Raw genomic sequence first — 19238 nt, 5'->3', positions numbered from 1 at the left:
CGAGTCCACGTTGCGGTTGGGGATTAACCCCCGGCCGCTGCCAGACTCCGCTGGCATTCCGAGAGGAAGAGGTTCACGAACGGGGGTAGTGGGGCGTCGGCCCCCTCCGGTTCCGCCGCCCGCTGAATGAGGTACGTTTTGTACAAGTACGGGCTGCGGGCAAACTCGATGCGGGGGGCGGCCGCCGCGGTCCACTCGGCACCCAAGCCCCAGGCCCACACGATCCGCAGCCGGTCGTCCGCGGCCCCCGTGCGGGTAAAATCCGCCTGCCAGACGGTCCCGTGCCCGGCGAGTTCCCGGACCTTTTTCGGCCCGACCTCATACCCAGACGCTTTGTAGCACACGTCCGGCGGGTGCGCGGCCGCGTGGCCGGGCCGACCGCAGACGATCAAGACCGTCACTTCTTCGCCGGTGAAGCGGTGCTTGTACCGACGGCTGACGTGGCGGGCGACGTTCGCCACCTCCAGTGACCCTGGGTCCAGGTGCACGTCCTCGCCGACCCAGTCGCCCAGGCCCGCGGGCACGGCGTCGAGGCGGTCGGCCGCCTCCTGAAGGGCGGTCGACACGCCCCACCGGTCGGTCTGGCGGCCGTGGACAACGGCGGCCCCGGCAATGCACACGACGGTCACTGTGATTGTTAAAATCGGCTTCCAGATTAGCATTAGCGTGCCTCCGCTTTCACTTCGACCTCAACCGTCTTGGCGGCCGCCAACCGGTTGTAGCCATAGCCGTAGCCGTAGCCCGATCCCCCGTGCGTGTAGCCGTTGACCACGACCCCCAAGAGCGGGGCGGCGATCTGCCGCAGGCGGCGGACCGTTTCCTGGACGAGGGCGACGCGGCTGTAATCGTTCCGCACGGTGAGGATGACGCCGTCCGCCCGCTTGGCGAAGTGCAGCGCGTCGGCCACGAGCATGAGCGGGCTGGAGTCGATAATGACGACCTCGTAATCGCTCAGGAACCGCCGAAAGTCCGCCGCTAGAACCCCGCGTGCCAGAGCACACAGCGAGGCATCGTCGCACGCGCCGGCCGGGATAAAGAACAGGTTGGCCCGCACCTCGCGGATAACGTCCCGGTCGAGGACCTCGTCCCGCAAAAGTTCCGCCAGCCCCGGCCCGCTCGGCACGCCGAAGGCACCATGGGCGCTCGGCTTGCGAAGATCCCCATCAATCAGGAGCGTCTTCACTCCGTTCCGCGCGAACCCGGCGGCCAGGTGCGTCGATAGGAGCGTCTTTCCCTCGCCCTTTTCGGCGCTAGCGATCAGCAGAATCCGCGGCAGCCCTACGTTCCCGGCGTGCCTGAGGAACATCTGGGTCGAAGCCATGGACTCGGTCAGGACAGAGTGCCAGTATTCTTTCTTCACGCCCGACTGCCGGTGGACGTTGGACGGGAACCAGGGGATGGTTCCGAGTGTGGGCAGCCCGGTCGCCAGCCCGACCGAGGCGATGGAATCGACCCGCTGGTTGCGGAACTCGAAGAGCGAAACGACGAGGCAAACGAAGCCCAGGGCCGCGGCCCCCGCGAACCCGGCGAATTGCATCTTCCGGGCCTCGGTGTTCACACGCTCGACGCGGGCGTTCTCCAAGTGCGCGACCCGTGACGGTGCGTCATTTTCCGCGAGGTGGGTCGAGATCGCGGCCGCCACCTTGGCGTACAAATCCTCGGCCGTTTGAATCTCGATCTTCTCGGCCTCCAAGTCCAGGTTCGCCGTGTTGATCGACTTGATGGACTTGCCGAGGCGATCGATCTCGGTCACGAGAACCTTGCCCAACTCCTCTTGAAAGGCGATCTGTTCGGACAACTGCGTCACGCGGGTCTTACTCTCAAGTTCGCTCAATTGCGCTACGCCCGTGGTGTAGTCGACCCGCGCCTTGGCCCGTGCCTCTTTCAAATCCTTGCTCAGAGCGGTGAGGTCATCTTGGGCCTTCTTGGCCGCGACCTCTGCCACCGCCTTGGTGGCCACCCGCTCCGTCTCTCGAACCCTTGCCTCGATTTGCGCCTGCCGCTTCTCCAGATCCTTGACGACCGGGTCCGAGTCGACATACTGCTTGATGGCCGACTCGGCCGGGGTCCGCGGGACGACCGCGCCGGCCTTGAGGGACGACTCTTCGAGTCGCAGGCGGCGGAGGTCGGATTGGAGCTTGACGTATTCCCGCTGGGCGGTGCCGTACTGCTCATGGGCCAATTGCTGTTGCATGGCCACGTTCTCCGGCCGAGTCGAGCCGACCGCCTCGGCCAACTTTCGCACGGTGGCCTGTTTCCGCTTCAGGCTCTCGTGGGCCGTGGTCTGGAGAGCTTGGAGCCGGTCCAAACGCTGACGGCGGGCCTTCGCGGACTTGTTCACGAACTCGTCGAGATACGCCGTCTTGACGGCATCGACGATCTTGACGCCGTCGTCCGTTTGCATCGTCACGAGTGAGATTCTCACGATCTCGTCGCCTGACGGGTAATCCACCATTAGCTCTTTTGCCAACCAGTCGACAGGATCTGCTTGCTGGCTAATCAACTCTGTCTTGTTGACCTCGGGATTGCGGAGCGCCGCTGTAATGACGGCCTCGCTCTTGAGGACGTTGATCTGGGTTTGCTGGTTGAGCGGGGAGTCAGGGTGTTCGAAGAGCGTCCCCCGCTGCGAGTAGTCGACGTAGAGCTTGGCCGAGACGCGGGGTTTCGGGGGTGGAAGATAAACCCACACGGCCGTCGCCGCTACGGCCGCGAGCACGACTCCGACGGCCAAGGCCAATATCAACCGGCGCCGCAACGCCCGCAACAGGGCGCCCGGTGTGAGCGCCAGGCCCGGTGCCCCGACGGCCGGTGCCGAACCCGCACCGGTTCCGCCGATCAACTCCGCACGGTGGACCACGACGTCGACCGACTTGGCAACCGGAGTCAATTGTTCGTTCAGGGCCATTGCAATAATTCCTTGTCAGAGCCGAGATCGTTGCCGAGCGTATGCCAGAGGGTTTGGGCCACTGCGGCCTTATGCGGGGGCCGGCAGGAGGAGGCCCGCCAACGGTTTCGGTTCCGCCGTGTCAACCGGGCACGCCCGGCCGATCATCCAGAGTTCGAGGAACAGCAGTGCCAAGGCAACGGGCATCATAAACCAGCCGGCCTGATCGTGGACCCAATCGTGGGCGACTTCCGGCCCCCAAGCGTTCGCAACGAGCCCGGTCGCCGTGATCCGGACGACGTTCGAAGCGACGGCGATCGCCGGCACGCTGACCATTACGGCGACCGACTCCAACACGGGGGGGCGGGCCACGATCAACACGACCGTCGCCAGGGCGAAGAAGGTCAGGAACATGCTCAGGCCGCTACACGCCTCCGCGACCGACACGCGACCGTGTTCAAGGAGGATGACGTTGCCCTCGGGGACGGCGGCCAACCCCAAGAGTTGGAGTAGCCACGTGCTGCCTTGGGTCGCCAGGGACCGTAGCGGGAGCGATAGCCCGGTTTCGATCTGATACGGCAACGGCACCATGTACGCAAGGAACAACGCGGCCGGCCAGCCCCACGCAAACCCCGGCCCGCCGCCCAAAATCCCGAGCAACCCGAGGGCCAGGGGAACGAGAGCGATGCCACTGAGCCAGTCGAACTGGAGGTGGCCGCCAGCGATGTACAAAGCGGCCCCGGCGACGATGAACGGCAGCCCAACTGGGCTGCAAGTCGGCGCCGCACCGCGAAGCCGGTCCCGCCGCACGTAGAGGATCACGCCCGCCAGCGCGGGTACTAGGTAGCCGTGCGAGTACTGCGGGTCCGACGACCACTTCGCAGTCAGCGCGCGGAACACGGGAGCGAACCCCCACGCCGCCACGGCCGCCAGAATCGCTGCCCCCACTGCGAACCAAACTCGGGAACCCCTCATGTCAACACTCTCTGAAGAACCGCGATCGCCGACGCGCCGCATCACCGACTCCAACCGTAGTTCAAAAACGCCCCGCCCGAATGTCAATTTCCGCCGCCGTCCGTAGGCAGACGGCGGCGGAAATTGGATCGTTCGTCAATCATTGCATTGCAGACCAGAGCAAGTCTCAATCACACCGGGAGAGGGGGAGAGTCACACCATGCCGAGTATGGTTAGGCGCGAAATTTTCGCTTCTTCCAGAATTTTATTCGCCCACCCCTCTGGTTGGAAAGCCAAATACCGTCCCTTTTGTCTCAGATCGATTCACGATGCGATCGGAGTAAACAGCGTGCATCACTGCACCTTCCAAAACTCTCAGGGATGTAAATGGCCCCCAACGCTTTATTTCCCCAGCGTATTCGTCAGGCGATCGAAGTCGGCCCGCTCCAAGGCGTGAAGGTCCTTTGCGGACAACCCATCTTGCAAAGCTTTGCGGCACCAGTACCTCGCATCGGTCAGGTTGCCGTTCGCCTCGTGGACGAGAGCCAAGTGGAATAGGAAATCCGGCCGTGTCCCTTGTGCGATGGCCGCCGTTAGGTCCTGCTGGGCGCGTTCCCCTTGCCCCTTTCGCATCTCAATAAGGCTGCGAGTGTCGAGATAGATGGCGACCGGTCCGGCGGCCTCGATCGCCCGCGCCACGGCCGTCAGCGCCTCATCGTGCTGCTTGGCGTGGAGACTTAGGAGCCAGGCCAGATTGTTCAGGGCCAGGGCGTTCCGCGGGGCGGTTTCCAGGATCGCTCGGTACCGGGCAATGGCCTCGTCGTACCGGCCGCGGGCGTCGAGCAAGTCGGCGCTCGAAATGAGCAGGTCCACGGACGTCGGCCGCGCTTGTTGCGCACGGGACAGCAGCGCCTCGACCCGGCCGAAGTCGGCCTCCGTCGGTTGGCCTAGGCGGACCACGCCGACGGCGAGTTGGCCGACCTTCTCCGGGCTGACCCCCCGCGACACGGCCCGATCCAGCGCGTTCACGGCGGCGTCCACCTTGTTCTCGCGGGCCAGGAAGGCCGCCAGTTCCAGGTAGACCGCAGGGGTCTGCGCCTCGGTCGCGGCGACGAAGCGGTTCATCATCGCTTCGCCTTCCTGCCCAAGGCCGAGTTCCGCCAAAAGACGGCCGACGGTCCAGAACGTGCTCGGCTGTTTCCGCTTCTGGAAGTCCCGCTCGGCAAAGTCGGTGAGCAGTTGGAGGGCCACGCCCGGTTTGTTCTGCGCCCGAGCAAGGCGGGCTTTCAACTCTGTTGTTTGAGGGGCTGCGGCTTGGTCGGGCAGGGCCTCCAGTTGTTGCAGCCACGTCGTGGCCGCGTCGAGTTCCTTGGCCCGAATGAGACTCAGTACGAACCGCGAATAATAGACGGCGTTGCCAGCCCCGCGGGTGGTCAGCAGCCCGAGGTACAACTCTTTGGCCTTCGGCCAGTTGCCGTCCGCCTCGTACAGTTGGGCGAGCAGGAACTCCTCTGCCGGGGTCGCCCGCATCCGGACGAACGACGCTTCTAGGGTTTGGATCGACTGCCGCCGCCCGCCGGGGCGGGTGGCCAGGACGATCGCCTTGGCCCGCTGGTCTTCCGGCGAATCCGGCCGCTCGCGAAGGTTCGCCCCCAACAACTCCAGGGCTTCCGTCCCCTTGGCGTAGTCGCCCCGCGTTGCCAACAACACGGCCAGCGACCGGCGTGCCCAAACCGCGGTTTCGGGCCGGTCCATGATCGTCCGGAGGAGCCGCTCGGCCTTCTCCAGTTCGCCAAACCGGAGGTGGAATTCGCACAACTCACGCTGGACCGCCGGGTCGTTCGGCGACTGCTGGCCGAGAGCCTCGTAGTGTTTGGCCGCCGTCTCGCGGTCGCCCAGAGCGGAGTAACACCGGGCGAGGCAGGCAGCCCGCTGGGCCGCCGACACCCGAGACTCGGCGAGTTTGGTCATGTCGAGGGCGTCGGCCTTCTTGTTCTCGCCGGCTAGGAACGAAACCAGGGCGACCCAGTTTGCCGCGTCGGTCGGGCCGAGTTTGACCGCCTGTCGCAGCGCCGCCTCGGCTTCCTCCGTCTTCCCCAGGCTCGCCAGGATCATCCCCCGCCAAGCCTGGTCGCGCGGCTCGGGGGAATCGACCTTGACCGCGGCCGCGGCTAGCGCCAGCGTTGCCTCCTGTGGTTCGTGCCGATTCAGAGAGAGGACCGTGGACAAGCGGTCGTACTCTGGCGAAACCTGTTCCGTCGCGGCGACGGTTAATACCTCTCGCGCTTCGTCGAACCGCCGTCGGGCCATTAGCAGTTCCACGGCGCGCTTCACAACGGGGATGGCCCGCACGCCCAGTTGAATGGCCCGGCGGTACTTCTCGATCGCGGCTTCCACGTTCCCCGCCCGGTCTTCCAGTTCCGCATCGAGGAGCGGGACACGGCCCCACTGCGGCCGCCGGGGGGCGATCTCGGCGAGACGTCTGCGAGCCAGAGCGGTTTCCGGTGGGCTATTGTCTCGCCATGCCACTGCCGCGTGCCGGACCGCGTCGGCGTACCGCCACGCCACCCCGTCTTCTCCTTCCAAGCGACGGATCGTTTCGACCATCACTCCCAAGTCTTTCGGATCGTCTCGCCACACCACGTGGTCGAAGAGTCGGGTGTGGAACGCCAGGTTGTTCGGCTGGCGACGGGTCAATTCCCCGAGCAACCGCCGGGCATCCGTTTCGGACCCCAAAACGGAGTAGGCGTCCGCCAAGCCGATCAACAATTGCGATTGTTCCTTCGGCGCGAACGAATCGATCTTATTTTCGAGGCCCTTGAGCCGGTCCGCTGGAACCCGCTGGGCCGTCCAGGAGGCGGCCCGTGCGAGTCGCAGCACAACACTGTCACCTATCGCTTTTTCGGCCTGATCGAGAACGTCCAGGCCGGCGGTCGCCCCTTTCTCTAGCCTCTCCAGATTCGCCAGCGCGAGCCAGAACGCGATTTCTTTAGGCGCCACGGTGCGGGCGCCTTCAAGAATTTTTCGGGCCTCGGAGAAATCCTTCGCCTTTTGGGAGTCGTCCAGTTTCTTGCGGGCTACTAGGAGTTCGGCCGTCAACAAATGGAAGTCGGCTGAAGTTTGGGCCTCGGCGGGCGTTGCCGCGAGCATTTGAGCCGGCCCATCCCAGTCCGGTTGCGGCCGGGAACGGTTCAGCCATATCGCCAGCCGCACCGCGGCGAAACGACACGCGGCCGACCGGCCCGCGAGTTGTTGGAAGTCGTCCAGAGCCTCGCTGGTGCTCCCGGTGGCCAAGCGGGCCTCGGCGACGGCCTGGCGGGCGGGGAGCGAGATCGGGCCAATCTTGACCGCAGCCTTTGCCGCCTCAAGCCGCTTGTCCGGTTGATCCAGTTCCGTGTAGCAAGCGACGAGGAGCATCTCCACCTGGAACGCGAGATCCGGGAGCAAACTCAGATCGGGGCGACACCGCGTCAACTGCTCCGAGGCAGCTAGCCACTTCTGTTCGCTGAGCAGGAGCCGGGCGTCCAGGTAGCGGACGGCGACCGGCAGCGAGTTCCCCTTCGACAGCCGCGCGATCAGCTTGCGGGCCTCGTCCGGCTCGCCCGCCGTGATGCACAGGTCGGCGAGCATCCACAAGTCGCCCGACTGGTCGGGTATGGCCGCCGTTGCCGCCTTCAGAGCGGGGATGGCCGCGTCCAACCGTCCGGCGGCGAGGTCGAGTCGGATCACGCCAATGGCGAACCGCAGATCCTTCGGATAGAGCTTTCGACCGCGTTCGAATTCGGCGCGAGCGGTTGCCGTGTCGGCCTTGCCCAAGGCCAACTCGGCGACGACGAGGATTGTGTCCTGCTCATCAGGGGCCAACCGCGTGCGGACCGCGGCGGCGTCTTTGGCCGCGGCGTCCAGCAGCCCTAGACTCTGCAGATACCGGGCGCGGGACGACAGCGCCTGCGGCGAATCGGGGTTGGCCGCGACCATGCGGTCCATCGCCTTGTCGCCCTCTTCCGGCTTGCCCGTCCGACGGTAGAGGTTCGCAACCCGGGGGTAAATCGCCACGCGGCCCGGTTCGGACGCCAAGGCTCCCTCGAACCGCTTGATTGCCGACTCCGGTTTCCCGGCCATCTCCTCGCACAGGCCGAGTTGCTCCAGGGTGGCGGCGTCTTTCGGCGAGGCCTTCAGCAACTCTTCGAGGTGAACTTTCGCGTCGTTCGGGCGGTTGAGGGCCAAGGCTAGGTCCGCAGTCTTGCGGCGAATCGTCAGATCCCCGGGCTGCGCGCGGAGGACGTCTTCGAGCAGCCGGTAACTGCGGCTAAGGCTTTCACGGTCGGAAGAGATGTCCGAAAAGAGTAGGGCGAATTCCTTCCGCGCCTCGACGTCGTCGGGCCGGAATTTCAGGTAGCGGTCGTAGTAACCAACAGCCTTCCCTTTATCCCCAGCGGCGACCGCTTCTTCCGCCCGGGTCTTAAGACTGCCCGCGTTCTTGCGGGTCTGCCAGGCGTGGACGTATCGACTGCTCAAGACGAGCAGGCCAAGAATTGCGAGGGAGAACAGGATAAATCGGTAGTTTAGGCGGCGTTTGAACACAGGGTGCTATCTCAATGGTGTCTACAATCACAATTTTCGAAACCAATTCCGTCATGTCCGGTCTGGTCGTGCAGGCTAGAAGACTCCTTCGATACGGGTGAGCAAAGGATTAAGATTTAGACGAATTCAATTTAGTGATCGTTCCAAAAAAATGGGGTCACCTTGAAGATCAGGTGACCCCTCAACGGTTATAGTTTTGTCGCGACTTATGCCGCGAGCGTATTCCCGGTCGTGCGGCGGAACCGGCGAGCGAGGGCCAAGGCCGGCATCCCAATCACGCCGAGCAACAACGCCGGCGGAGCCGGAACTACAGCGGCCAGACTGGTCGATGCCGTGCTGAAGAGGTTTTGTTGCGCGGTATTATTCGCAAAAATCGGATTCAACGTCAAAGTTGCCTGCACCACATAAGGATTTGGAACCGAACCAGTCGCGGACGGAGGGTTACTGTTATAGGAAAATCCATTGGTGGCGACTGAGATATTCGCAGTAGTCGTTGTCAACGTTCCAGCAGTGGCCGAATAGGTGGCACTGCTAGGAGAGGCCGGGCTTAAGCCGCTGCCAATCGCGGTCAGGCTGTTGGTCATTGAGATTTGCGGACCGGTCGGAGCGGTCAACCCAGTGTCCGTGATTGTGATCGTGAACGTTGTGTTCGTTAATTTAGCGGCATCGGCACCAGACAAAGCTGCTGCGCCGGGGTGATAGATGACGTTCGCAGTAGTGGTGTTTAACGCATACGGAGTGGCCGAACCTGTCGTATTTGCCGAAAATTGAACTTCGAAGTATGCGCCCGTGAGGCCGCCACCTGTGATGTTGAAAATGATACCAGTTGTCAAACTGGTCATTGGGACTGGGCTTGCAGCAGTTATGGCGTTCAGACCAATCGCCCCATCTCCGGTCATCGTGGGTGTGACAAATACCTGATCGGTGACAGTCACACTGCTGTAGGAAGTAGCGGCAATATTGACCTGGAACGTGGCATCCGATCGGCCGGCAAACACGCACAAACCGAGGAAGGCAAAAGATGTCAGGAATACTTTGCGGAGCGATTTCATTGGTCAAATACCCTTGTGGTTGCTCTCGAATAGCGAGGCAAATCGCTGACGAGAAATGATGTTGATGGTTACGAAGAAGACTATTTCCCTGCGGACACCTCGGGCAAGAGCGTGCGAGCGCGGAGAGACCATCACACCAAAAATCGCGGGGGCTCAAAAATCCCGGCCGGGTCGGCCGAACGCACGAATAGACCGCGTGGAGGCACCACCACACCGGAGATGTTCGTCCCCTGAATGGACAGCGCCGAGGACGTTAGACACACATTCGATTGCGAAGAATTCGATTGGGAGCCCGAACTGCTGCTGGAAGAACTGCTCGAATCGCCCGGCTGCTCTTCAGCCAGCGATAGCCGAGGTTGATCGGGCGATAGTGGATCTGGTCCGTTAAAATCGTGCTGGCCTTCGTCCAGATGGGTCGATTTCGTCGGAGCTGTCATCGAGTGGGCGGCGTGCACTTGCTGCGAGCAAAACAGGCTCGACACCGCAAGGGCGACCGCCGTCAACAGAGTACGGGACATCAGCCGGGGCACGTCATGAGTCCTGGACAACAAAATTCGTGTTACCTTAGGAAAATTATGCCAGGACGCGCAGGACTTGTCTAGCCGGAAAACCGACCCAATCCGAAATTCGCGAACAATCCCTTCAGAATGATTCCGAGTCTTTACACGTCTGCTTCATCGCCTTCACCCGAACTTTACCGAAAATTGCCGACCCCTTGAGGTCTAGCCATCTGATTTCCCGTGTTCACGCCGCGGTTGCCGACATTCCCTGCTCCGAAACTTCCCCCGCCGAAGTTCCCTCCACCGCTGCCAAACCCGCCACCGGAGCCGCCTCGATTATTCAAGAAATACGAACGATGGTTGAAATAGCCAAACGGCTGACCGGTAACCGGCAGTGGTTGGCCATCGGCCCCGATTGCAGTCGCGTTCTGCGTGGTGGCTAGTGACTGTACCTGACCCTGCAACGATTGGAACGCCTGCTGAGCGTCCAACTGTGGACGGACGAACCCGTAGTAGTTGAGAAAAGTGGGGTTCCCGCCTCGCAACAGATTTAGGTACGGTGAAACAGGGGCGCGATACGCCGGGGCAGTGGGAACCTGAGCCGCCGCCCCACTGGCGAATAGCACGAATGCCAGGCTGCCGAATGTCAGCGCGGGTCGAATCCTGCTCATGTTATCCCCTCTGTTCGCGAATCGAAACCTCCGCGGGTGAAAGCCACCCGCGGATAATATGGAATTCTACAGCCTCTCCGGCCGAGGCGAGGGTGTGACGTCCTTACTGAACGACCCCGTTGTTGAAACCGTTACCGTTGCCGTTTAAAGACTGATTGCCTAGTGTCCGGACGAGTCCTGTGCCGAGAAGAGTGAAGCCGAACGCCCGCTCGACCGGGCCAAGCACGCGGTTGAGCACCGTCTCAATTCGCGTCGCCTTGTACGAGTTCACAAAGATGCGGTCGCCCGGCATAAGCTGGTAGTTTGTCCGGACATCGCCGCACTCGGTAATCGCCTTCCAGTCGACGGGCAGGTTTTGGCAGTGGCAGTGGTCCTCGGACGGACGCGCGACCCAGATGTGCCGCTTGTCGGACACGGTCTGGAGACCGGCCGCTTGGCTGACCGCGTCGAGGACGGTTTCGTTGCCCGTGACCGGCAGGCGGAGGACCGACTGACCAGCACCGCCGCCGTCGTAAATGAGGTAGTAGACTTTCGAGTTATAGCCGGTCACGTCGAGCGAGATTTCGGGCGTTTCAAAGGCGATCGACAGGTGCTCTTCGATCTTGGCCTTGGCTTCGGCAAGCGTCAGACCCACGACCCAAACGCCGCCGTAGGTGCCGAGACTAATCGTGCCGTCTGGTCGAACGAGGTGCGGTCCGCGGACTTGTTGCATGCCCCGTGTCTGCGCGAGCGTCACTTCGACCTCGGGCACTTTAAGGAACTTTTCCAGGTGCTTTGCGACGGCCTTCTTCGCGTCTTCAGCACTCAGACCCGCGACGGCGATTGTCCCGTAAAATGCGCCCAAGTTAACTCTTCCATCTGGCTCAATGGGGTAGAGGCCAAGAATGGGGTTGTCGGGCGGTGTTTCCCGCACCTTTATGGCGAGAACATCGAGAGTTTTAAGCTTGTACGGTTGTTTTGGCACTGCATTGATGAGATCGATTTGGAGGATGTCGGGCGGCTCAATGGTGTACGCGGGCTGGGTTGTCTTTTTTAGCTCCCGCGGCAATTCAACGATCGGGGGCACGGTCTTTTTTTGAGGGCTCATGCACCCGGTTGAGGCGGCAACTAGCATGACTGCCAAGCAGATCAGGGACAACCGAATGGTTGAAAATCCGGTGCGCATGTTGTAATCTCCGTAATCTGGGCCATGCCGGGAACGGTAACGATACAATCGGCAAGCTCGTTAAGTTGGCTTGAATCGTTTCGATTGATGTGTTCGCGAAGTTTGGGGTAATCGATCAAGTCTGTCCGGTTCGACGCGAGATCGGCCGGGGTGGAGTCATGAAGCAACTGATTTACATGGGTCTGATGCTCCTCTTGGGGTCCGTCGGGGCCGTGGTCTACGGTTCCTTCTGGTCGATCTTCGTCTACTACAACTTCACGGTCCTCCGCCCCCCATACTTGTGGCGGTGGTCGTTGCCGCCGGGCATCGAGTGGCAGACATATGCAGCGGCCCCTGCAATTCTCTTCGCGATCGTGTCCTTCGGGGAAACAAGTCGCCCGGGCCGCGGGTGGTCGACGATCCACCTGTTCTTGGTGGCGTTCTTCGCTTGGCTGACGGTCAGCCTCTTCTTCGCCCAGTACGAGCAAGTGGCGTATCAGTGGTACGTCGTGAACTTCAAAATCTTCCTGATGGCGTTCGTGGGGAGCGTTCTGATCGCGACCGTCCAGCACGTTCGGTGGCTGTTCTGGATGGTCGGAGCCGGGCTGGGGTACATTGGCTACGAGATGAACTTCCAGTACTTCGTCAACCACTTCATGATCATCCGGACCCACGGATTCGCCGAGTACGACAACAACACGGCCGGCCTGATGTTGGCAATGGGGCTTCCACTGTGCTGGTTCGCGTGGGAGGGGATCACCAACCGCTGGCGGTGGGTCTTCGCGCTGTTCATCCCGTTCCTCCTTCACGCTGTCTTGATGTCGTTCTCCCGCGGGGCCATGCTGTCCCTCGTGGTGGTCACTCCGCTCATTGTGCTCCGGAGCCGTTACAGGATTTGGACGGCCGTTTTCGTGCTTGGATTTGCCCTCGTCGGGCTACCGTTCTTCGCCGGCCAAGAGATTCGCGACCGGTTTCTGTCGATCGAAAAGCAAGACGCGGACGCGTCGGCCGCGTCTCGCTTCAGTACCTGGGGGGCCGCTTATCGGATGGCGAAAGACCACCCGATTTTTGGCGTCGGGTTGCGGAATTCACCGTTCTTGGTGGGCCGATACGGGAATGCGAACGCGCATCAAACCATTCACAGTCAGTACCTCCAAGTGGCCGCCGACACGGGTTTCGTAGGGCTGGGCCTGTACCTTGGGCTGATGGGCGCGGCCCTTGTGGCCACGAATCGAGCACGGCGTGGATGCGGCGCGCTTCCCCCCGAAGTCGCGATATCGACGAAGGCTGTCGTGAACGGGTTGGAGTGCTCGCTCGTGACGTTCCTGATTGGGGCCGTGTTTCTGTCTCTGGAGACTTTTGAAGTTACTTATATTTTGCTCATCCTCATCGCAAGGCTAAGTATCATTGTCCGTGCCTGTCAAATTCCGCCATGAGGCTGTTTCTATCAGACGGCGCGTACGCCCAGAAACAACGCACGTCCCCAGTTCGCCCGCCCATGTCCAGGCATCCGGCCTTGGGGTTCAGGTTCACGCTCACCTCATCCGCCCATAAATACCGCCGTCTCGTTCGCGGTCAGGTGGCTTAGCAAAGTTTAGAGGGCGAACGGCCCCCCCCCCCCCCCCCCCCAGTCTGGAACCTTCGGGCGGATGGTCGGACGCCCTCCCCAACGCGGGAACTCTCCAAAATCGCACCAACATGCCACCTCCAAGTGGTGCAGGGCGATTTTGCGAAGACGATGGCGGGTGGTGCAGATTTCGGTTCAGGCGTCGCGAGCGTTGGTGATCACTAAAGCAGTGCTGGCGGTAAATTGCCGGAGAAATGAAAGAAGCGGTGCCGGCTGCTCGCCAACGCTCGGTGGGGTAGCAGTGGTGGCTGGATTCGAACCAGCATCGGACTCCTTAACAGGGAGCCGCCTTACCGTTAGGCCACACCACTAGAAAAACAGCGACGGCCGGCGCGTCCCGCAGGGGAGGCACCGGCCGTCGTGCGAAGCGACGAATCGGCAAGACCCTCACCCATCGGCGAGCCGCGAGAGCGGCTGTTGGTTGCTGCGATTGAAGCGTTGGCTCAACATGACATAATCCCCTGTGTGCCAGGTAAGACGCGGGACGCGACTGAAGGTTCGCGCGGTCGCGATTTTTTTGCCCCGGGTAGAGTGCATGTCCCTCAAACGCTTTCTCCTCGTCCGCGTCGGGCGGCTCCTCACGTGGCCGGTACGGCGGCAACTCCGTCGCTTTGAACAGCAGTGCGAGAATCCGCAAGCGGTGCAGGCGGCCGTCCTCGACCGCATCCTCCGCAAGCAGGCCAACACCGGGTTCGGCCGCGATCACCACTTCGCCGAAATTCGCACGGCCGAGGACTTCCGCAAGAACGTGCCGGTCGCGCCCTACGAGTACGTCGCCCCGTACATCGAGAAGGTCCAAGCTGGCGACACGAATGCCCTGCTCGCCGACGACCGCGTACTGATGTTCGCGCTCACCAGCGGTACCACGGCTTCGCGCAAGCTCATCCCCGTCACGCGGGAATACCTCGCCGCGTACCGTCGCGGGTGGAACATGTGGGGCGTGAAGATGTACCGCGACCACCGCGGCCGGCGCATCGCCATGCGGCCGATCGTGCAGATGGTCGGCGACCCGGACGAGTTCCGCACTAGTGCCGGCATCCCGTGCGGCAACCTCACCGGCTTCACCGCGAAGGTCCAGATGCGGCTCATCCGTCGGCTGTACGCCGTGCCGCACGAGACGGGGAAGATGAAGGACGCGCTCGCGAAGTACTACGTCGCCCTGCGGTTCTCGATGGACCGCAACGTGTCGCAGTTCATGGCCGCCAACCCCAGCACGCTCGTGCAGTTGGCACGCACCCTGGATTCGCAACGTGAGGGCTTGCTAAAGGACTTGCACGACGGCACGCTGCGGGGCGATCTCGACATCCCGGCGGCGGTGCGAAGCGTGTTGGCCCCGCGATTGAAGCCAAACCCGGCCCGGTCGCGCGAGCTAGCGGCGGCCGCCGAGAAGTTGGGCCGGCTGTACCCGCAGGACGTGTGGCCGAGCAATGCCACCATCGTCAACACCTGGACCGGCGGCAGCATGGGACCGTACCTGCGGCAACTGCCGCCGTACTACGGCGACACGCCGGTGCGCGACTTGGGACTGCTCGCTAGCGAAGGCCGCATGACGATCCCGATGGCCAACAGCACGCCGTCGGGAGTGCTGGACATCCTCTCGCACTACTTCGAGTTCATCCCGGAACACGAGATCGACGCGAAGCAGCCGACCGTCCTGGCAGCCCACGAAATCACGGAAGGCGGCAGCTACTACATCCTGCCGACGACGCTCTACGGCCTGTACCGCTACCACATCTCGGACCTCGTGCGCGTCACCGGCTTCCTCGGCCGTACGCCGATGGTCGAGTTCTTGGGGAAGGGCAGTCGGTTCGCGAACCTCACCGGCGAGAAGCTGAGCGAGCACCACGTCACAAAGGCGGTGGACGCCGTGCTGAAGGCGATCCCGCAACCGATCACCGGCTACACGCTGTCGCCGGTCTTCGACGACCGCGAGCCGTACTACGCAATCTTCCTCGAAGAATCCGACGCGACGAACGCGGGACAACTGCGGCAGTTCGTGACCGCGCTCGACCGCGAACTCGGCGTGCAGAACATCGAGTACGCCGCCAAGCGTGAGAGCGCTCGGCTGGGGCCGATTCGCACGAAGATCATCCCCGCCGGCACGTGGGCGAAGTGGGACGCGGAGCGGCTGAGTAAGACTGGCGGCGCGTCGGAGCAGTACAAGCGGCCTTGCCTCATCGGCGACGCGAATTTTCACGCGACGATGCCGGTGACCAGGACGATTTAATCACATTTTTTCTAAAATCTCTCCGTTCACGACGGGCGCATGTTCGGATAAACTCGACATCGTCCCCGCTTCCCCCTTCTACCCGGAGCGAAGATCGTGAACAGCCCTTTGTCCGATGCCGACCTGAGAGCCATCAAAACGTCGTGGAACAACGTGTTCCCGAAAGGGCCCGATCCGAACGTTCAGATGTTCGGCCGTGGGGGCAACTTCCGGTTCGGGGTGGGACCCGCCCTGAAGGCGATGTACAACGCGGCGAAGGGCGTGTTCAATGTCAATAAGGCCGTCCTGGCCGGTCAGATCATGCCGTGGGAGGTATTGGAAATCGCGGAAAACACGTACTCGGCCGTCACGAACGCCTTCAAGGCCGTGTACGAGAGCATGGACCCGCTGCACTTCGTGGCGTGCGTCGTCCTCAGCGGATCGAAGGCAGGCCTGACGGAAACGGAACTTCAAACGGAACTGAAGACGTTCCTGGCCAACCCGGAGAAGAAAGGCCAGCGGGCGTGGTTCCTGGGGCTGTCCAAGGCGCGGATGGTGGCGGCCAAGACGAAACTCGACACCACCGTCCCGTTCACCGCCCTCATCGAACAACTCCACAAGGCGAAGTGGGTGAAACCCGCCGGGAAGAGGTGGAAGGTGGTCGAAAAGAACATCGACTGGAATGTGAGCCTCGTGGATTGACCCCTCTCTCCCCGACCGGAGCACGACCGTGTTCACCCCATCCTTGACGACGATGATGTTGCACTCCTTCTTGCCCGAGTTCGACATCGTGGTCGAAGCCGCGACGGAGGACACGGCCACGACGCTGCCGGCCCGACTGGACGGGTGGTTCCGCCAGGGGGCGTTCGACCCGGAGGAGATGCCGGAACTTCCAATCCTCGGCCGGGTCAAGAACCCGAACACGATCTCGCGGGCCTTGCGGCCTCAATTTGACCCGGACGACGGCGGGAGCGGCGGCGGCGTGAACGTCTGGGGGCGGGTCCGGTTGGACGATCTGCTCGAACATTACGTTCAGCACGGCAACCGGCCGGCGAACCAGGAACTCTTCGACCTCGGCACGCCGCTCGCCCCGGCGGCGAACGGTAGCCCGGGCCTACTCTCTCAGTGCCAAACATGGCTCGACCGGACGAACCAGACCGACCCGAAGGTCCACCTCTGCGTCATCGACCGCGGCAAGCCTTCGAACGCCGGGCCGAACAACTTTAACAACAAACTGACCCACGCGGTGACCGCCAACGTCGAACTGTCCGATCACGCGGTGAGCGTGCTGTACACGCTCCTGGAGAAACTGGACGGGCACGGCATTCTCGGCGACTGCCAAATTTATTGCTCGCTCGTCCTCCCGCCCAAGAAGGCAGTCGGACGAACGTGCTTCAAGCACGCGAACTCGACGGAACTGGTGACGGCCGTCAAGGCGGCCGGCGGGCTGTTCACCAGTGTGGCCGAGCCGGTGTTGTTCAACCTGTCGATGGGCACGCACGCCGGGCCGCACAACGGGCTAAGCCCGTTGGAGAAGACCATCCGCGCGCTCGGCACGCCCGCTCAGGGGCGGTTCCTCTTCGCGTCCGCTGGCAACGACGGTCTCAAGGGCGTGGCCGCCCAGGCGGACTTGGCGTCGAACGTCCCGGACACCTTCTTGCTCCGCACGGGCCAGGCGGCGACCGATACCCTTCTCTTGGAGTTCTGGTGGAAACAGCCGCCGTTGAACGGCGACGTGCAGTTCGACGTGCAATTGAACGTCTACGACCCCGGTAAGCACGAGTTCGTCCCGTCGTTCGGGACGCCGCTTCAGATCACGGCGGCGAAGACGGCGTCCGTCATGACTAAACAGACCCTCTACAAGGTCCAGAACGTCCACTGCTCCGCGATGTTAAAACCGAGCTGTTACAACGACATGTCTTGCGCCGCCGTCGGGCTGTCCGTGAAGAAGACCAAGAAGAACCCGGCCGGGATGCCGGTCCTGGAGGTCGAAGTGACGGCCCGGTCGGTAAAAAACGCGGCGTGCGTGAACGCCTGGACGGTCGTAACGGAGGACGCGGGGACGGCCTTTGTGGAAGGCCACCGGGCCGGGTCGCTGACGCTCCCGGCCTCGGACCTGGACGTCGTCGGCATCGGCGGGGTCTACAAGCCGGTTCTGGCCACTCTGCCGTGGCCCCGCGGATCCCGCGGCCGGGCGTCGGCGTACACCGATTACACCGCCGCACCGCCGATGCCGGGTGGTGGCCAACGCGTTCCGTGGGCCGCCCACCACGTCGAACACCCGACGACGTCCGACCTCGGCACGAGCTTTGCCAGCCCGCGCGCCTGCGCGGACACCGCGAATCTCGTCATCAAATCCCCCAAGAAGTGGGCCAAGTGTATCGACGTGGAAAATCTCGTCGCGCAACTCTTGAACAAGGCAGCTCCGCTCCCGGCGGCCGCCTGGGACGACCGCCTCGGCTACGGTCCACTGGGGTAGAGCGTTCATCGAATACCGCCTTGCCGACCGGCCGAATGCCCAACATTTGGGCACGGACCCACGCCGTCGGTTCGTGGAATGCCTGCTTTTCCAGCCGATTTTCGCTCCCTCGATTCTGGCACGCTATCTGCTAATGTCACGTGCCTTACCTCTCAAGTAATGTTCGAATCGACGGTCCTCCCATCCGCCGTCGATGTTTCCACCACAGGTTTTTCTGAACCATGAGCGACAAGTTCGGCTTCCTCATTGACATGGACGGCGTGTTGTACCGCGGCCCGGAACTACTGCCCGGGGCGGGCGAGTTCGTGCGGCAACTGCGCGAACGGGACATCCCGTTCCGCTTCCTGACGAACAACAGCCAGCGCACGCGGCGGGACGTGGTCGCGAAGCTATCCCGCATGGGCATCGACGTGGAGGAACAACACGTCTTCACGAGCGCAATGGCCACCGCCCGCTTCCTCGCGCAGCAAAAGCCCGACGGCACGGCGTTCGTCATCGGCGAAGGCGGGCTGCTGACGGCCTTGCACCAGAACGGGTACGCGGTCGTGGACCACGATCCGGATTACGTCGTGGTCGGCGAGGGCCGGACGTTCAACCTCGAACTCGTAGAGACGGCCACGCGGATGGTCCACAACGGGGCGATGCTGATCGCGACCAACCTCGATCCGAATTGCCCGACGCAGAACGGCGGCGTGCGGCCCGGCTGCGGGGCGATGGTAGCGATGCTCGAACTCGCGACCGGCGTGAAGGCGTTCAGCGTCGGCAAGCCCAGCCCGGTGATGATGCGGGCCGCACGCAAGGAACTCGGGCTGTCCACCGACGAGACAACGATGATCGGCGACACGATGGAAACCGACATCGTCGGCGGCGTGCAACTCGGCTTCCACACCGTCCTTGTTCTCAGCGGCGGCACGCGACGGGACGACCTGGTGAAGTACGCCTACCGGCCGGAGGTCGTGGTCGAGAACCTCGCCGAGTTCGGTGAGCGGATGGCCCGCAACGACTGGCGGCCGCCGCGGAGTTACGACGGCTTCGAAGACCGGGAACTCGCCACGGCCCAAGCATCCGGCGGGTGGTGAGGGCGCGGGGCGTTCTGGCACCGAAGGTGCGTGGATCAGGGTAGCCCGAACTTCGACT

Annotated in this window: 11 protein-coding genes and 1 tRNA gene; 5 read left to right on the top strand and 7 right to left on the bottom strand. The window is 62.8% G+C overall.

Annotation, left to right across the window (positions count from 1 at the left end; genetic code table 11):
• Positions 1-23: 23 nt before the first annotated feature.
• The 6 genes from PX52LOC_RS12155 to PX52LOC_RS12130 form a co-directional block, all read right to left on the bottom strand.
• Positions 24-662 (bottom strand): exosortase-associated EpsI family protein, encoded by a 639-nt coding sequence (locus PX52LOC_RS12155; protein WP_149110350.1) that lies wholly within the window; start codon positions 660-662, stop codon positions 24-26.
• On the bottom strand, positions 662-2905 hold the full coding sequence (locus PX52LOC_RS12150) for a tyrosine-protein kinase domain-containing protein (protein ID WP_149110349.1): 2244 nt from the start codon (positions 2903-2905) through the stop codon (positions 662-664). The genes PX52LOC_RS12155 and PX52LOC_RS12150 overlap by 1 nt, the downstream gene beginning before the upstream one ends.
• A gap of 69 nt (positions 2906-2974) precedes the next feature.
• Positions 2975-3859: an exosortase/archaeosortase family protein gene (locus tag PX52LOC_RS12145; protein ID WP_168218939.1), complete on the bottom strand. Its 885-nt coding sequence runs from the start codon at positions 3857-3859 to the stop codon at positions 2975-2977.
• Between the two features lie 381 nt (positions 3860-4240).
• On the bottom strand, positions 4241-8422 hold the full coding sequence (locus tag PX52LOC_RS12140) for a tetratricopeptide repeat protein (RefSeq protein WP_149110347.1): 4182 nt from the start codon (positions 8420-8422) through the stop codon (positions 4241-4243).
• A gap of 206 nt (positions 8423-8628) precedes the next feature.
• Positions 8629-9474, bottom strand: a complete 846-nt coding sequence (locus PX52LOC_RS12135; protein ID WP_149110346.1) for a hypothetical protein — start codon at positions 9472-9474, stop codon at positions 8629-8631.
• 1274 nt (positions 9475-10748) lie between these two features.
• Positions 10749-11810, bottom strand: a complete 1062-nt coding sequence (locus PX52LOC_RS12130; protein ID WP_149110345.1) for a polysaccharide biosynthesis/export family protein — start codon at positions 11808-11810, stop codon at positions 10749-10751.
• A 158-nt stretch (positions 11811-11968) separates the two neighbouring features.
• Between PX52LOC_RS12130 and PX52LOC_RS12125 the strand changes: the two genes are divergently transcribed.
• Positions 11969-13225: an O-antigen ligase family protein gene (locus PX52LOC_RS12125; protein WP_149110344.1), complete on the top strand. Its 1257-nt coding sequence runs from the start codon at positions 11969-11971 to the stop codon at positions 13223-13225.
• A 430-nt stretch (positions 13226-13655) separates the two neighbouring features.
• Here the strand turns inward: PX52LOC_RS12125 and PX52LOC_RS12120 are convergent.
• Positions 13656-13727: transfer RNA gene (locus PX52LOC_RS12120), tRNA-Asn, on the bottom strand.
• Between the two features lie 224 nt (positions 13728-13951).
• On the opposite strand from PX52LOC_RS12120, the gene PX52LOC_RS12115 reads away from it, so the two are divergent.
• From PX52LOC_RS12115 to PX52LOC_RS12100, 4 genes are all read left to right on the top strand, one after another.
• On the top strand, positions 13952-15643 hold the full coding sequence (locus tag PX52LOC_RS12115; protein WP_149110343.1) for a GH3 auxin-responsive promoter family protein: 1692 nt from the start codon (positions 13952-13954) through the stop codon (positions 15641-15643).
• Between the two features lie 96 nt (positions 15644-15739).
• Entirely contained in the window at positions 15740-16324 is a 585-nt protein-coding gene (locus PX52LOC_RS12110; RefSeq protein ID WP_149110342.1) for a hypothetical protein, read from the top strand.
• Positions 16325-16352: 28 nt separating this feature from the next.
• On the top strand, positions 16353-18101 hold the full coding sequence (locus tag PX52LOC_RS12105; protein WP_149110341.1) for a S8/S53 family peptidase: 1749 nt from the start codon (positions 16353-16355) through the stop codon (positions 18099-18101).
• A gap of 221 nt (positions 18102-18322) precedes the next feature.
• Positions 18323-19180, top strand: a complete 858-nt coding sequence (locus PX52LOC_RS12100; protein WP_149110340.1) for an HAD-IIA family hydrolase — start codon at positions 18323-18325, stop codon at positions 19178-19180.
• Positions 19181-19238 lie beyond the last annotated feature (58 nt).

The sequence above is a fragment of the Limnoglobus roseus genome (assembly GCF_008254045.1).
In the GTDB taxonomy this organism is placed as follows: domain Bacteria; phylum Planctomycetota; class Planctomycetia; order Gemmatales; family Gemmataceae; genus Limnoglobus; species Limnoglobus roseus.
The sequence above is the reverse complement of the archived record's forward strand: the minus strand, read 5'-3'. Positions and strand labels throughout refer to the sequence as shown.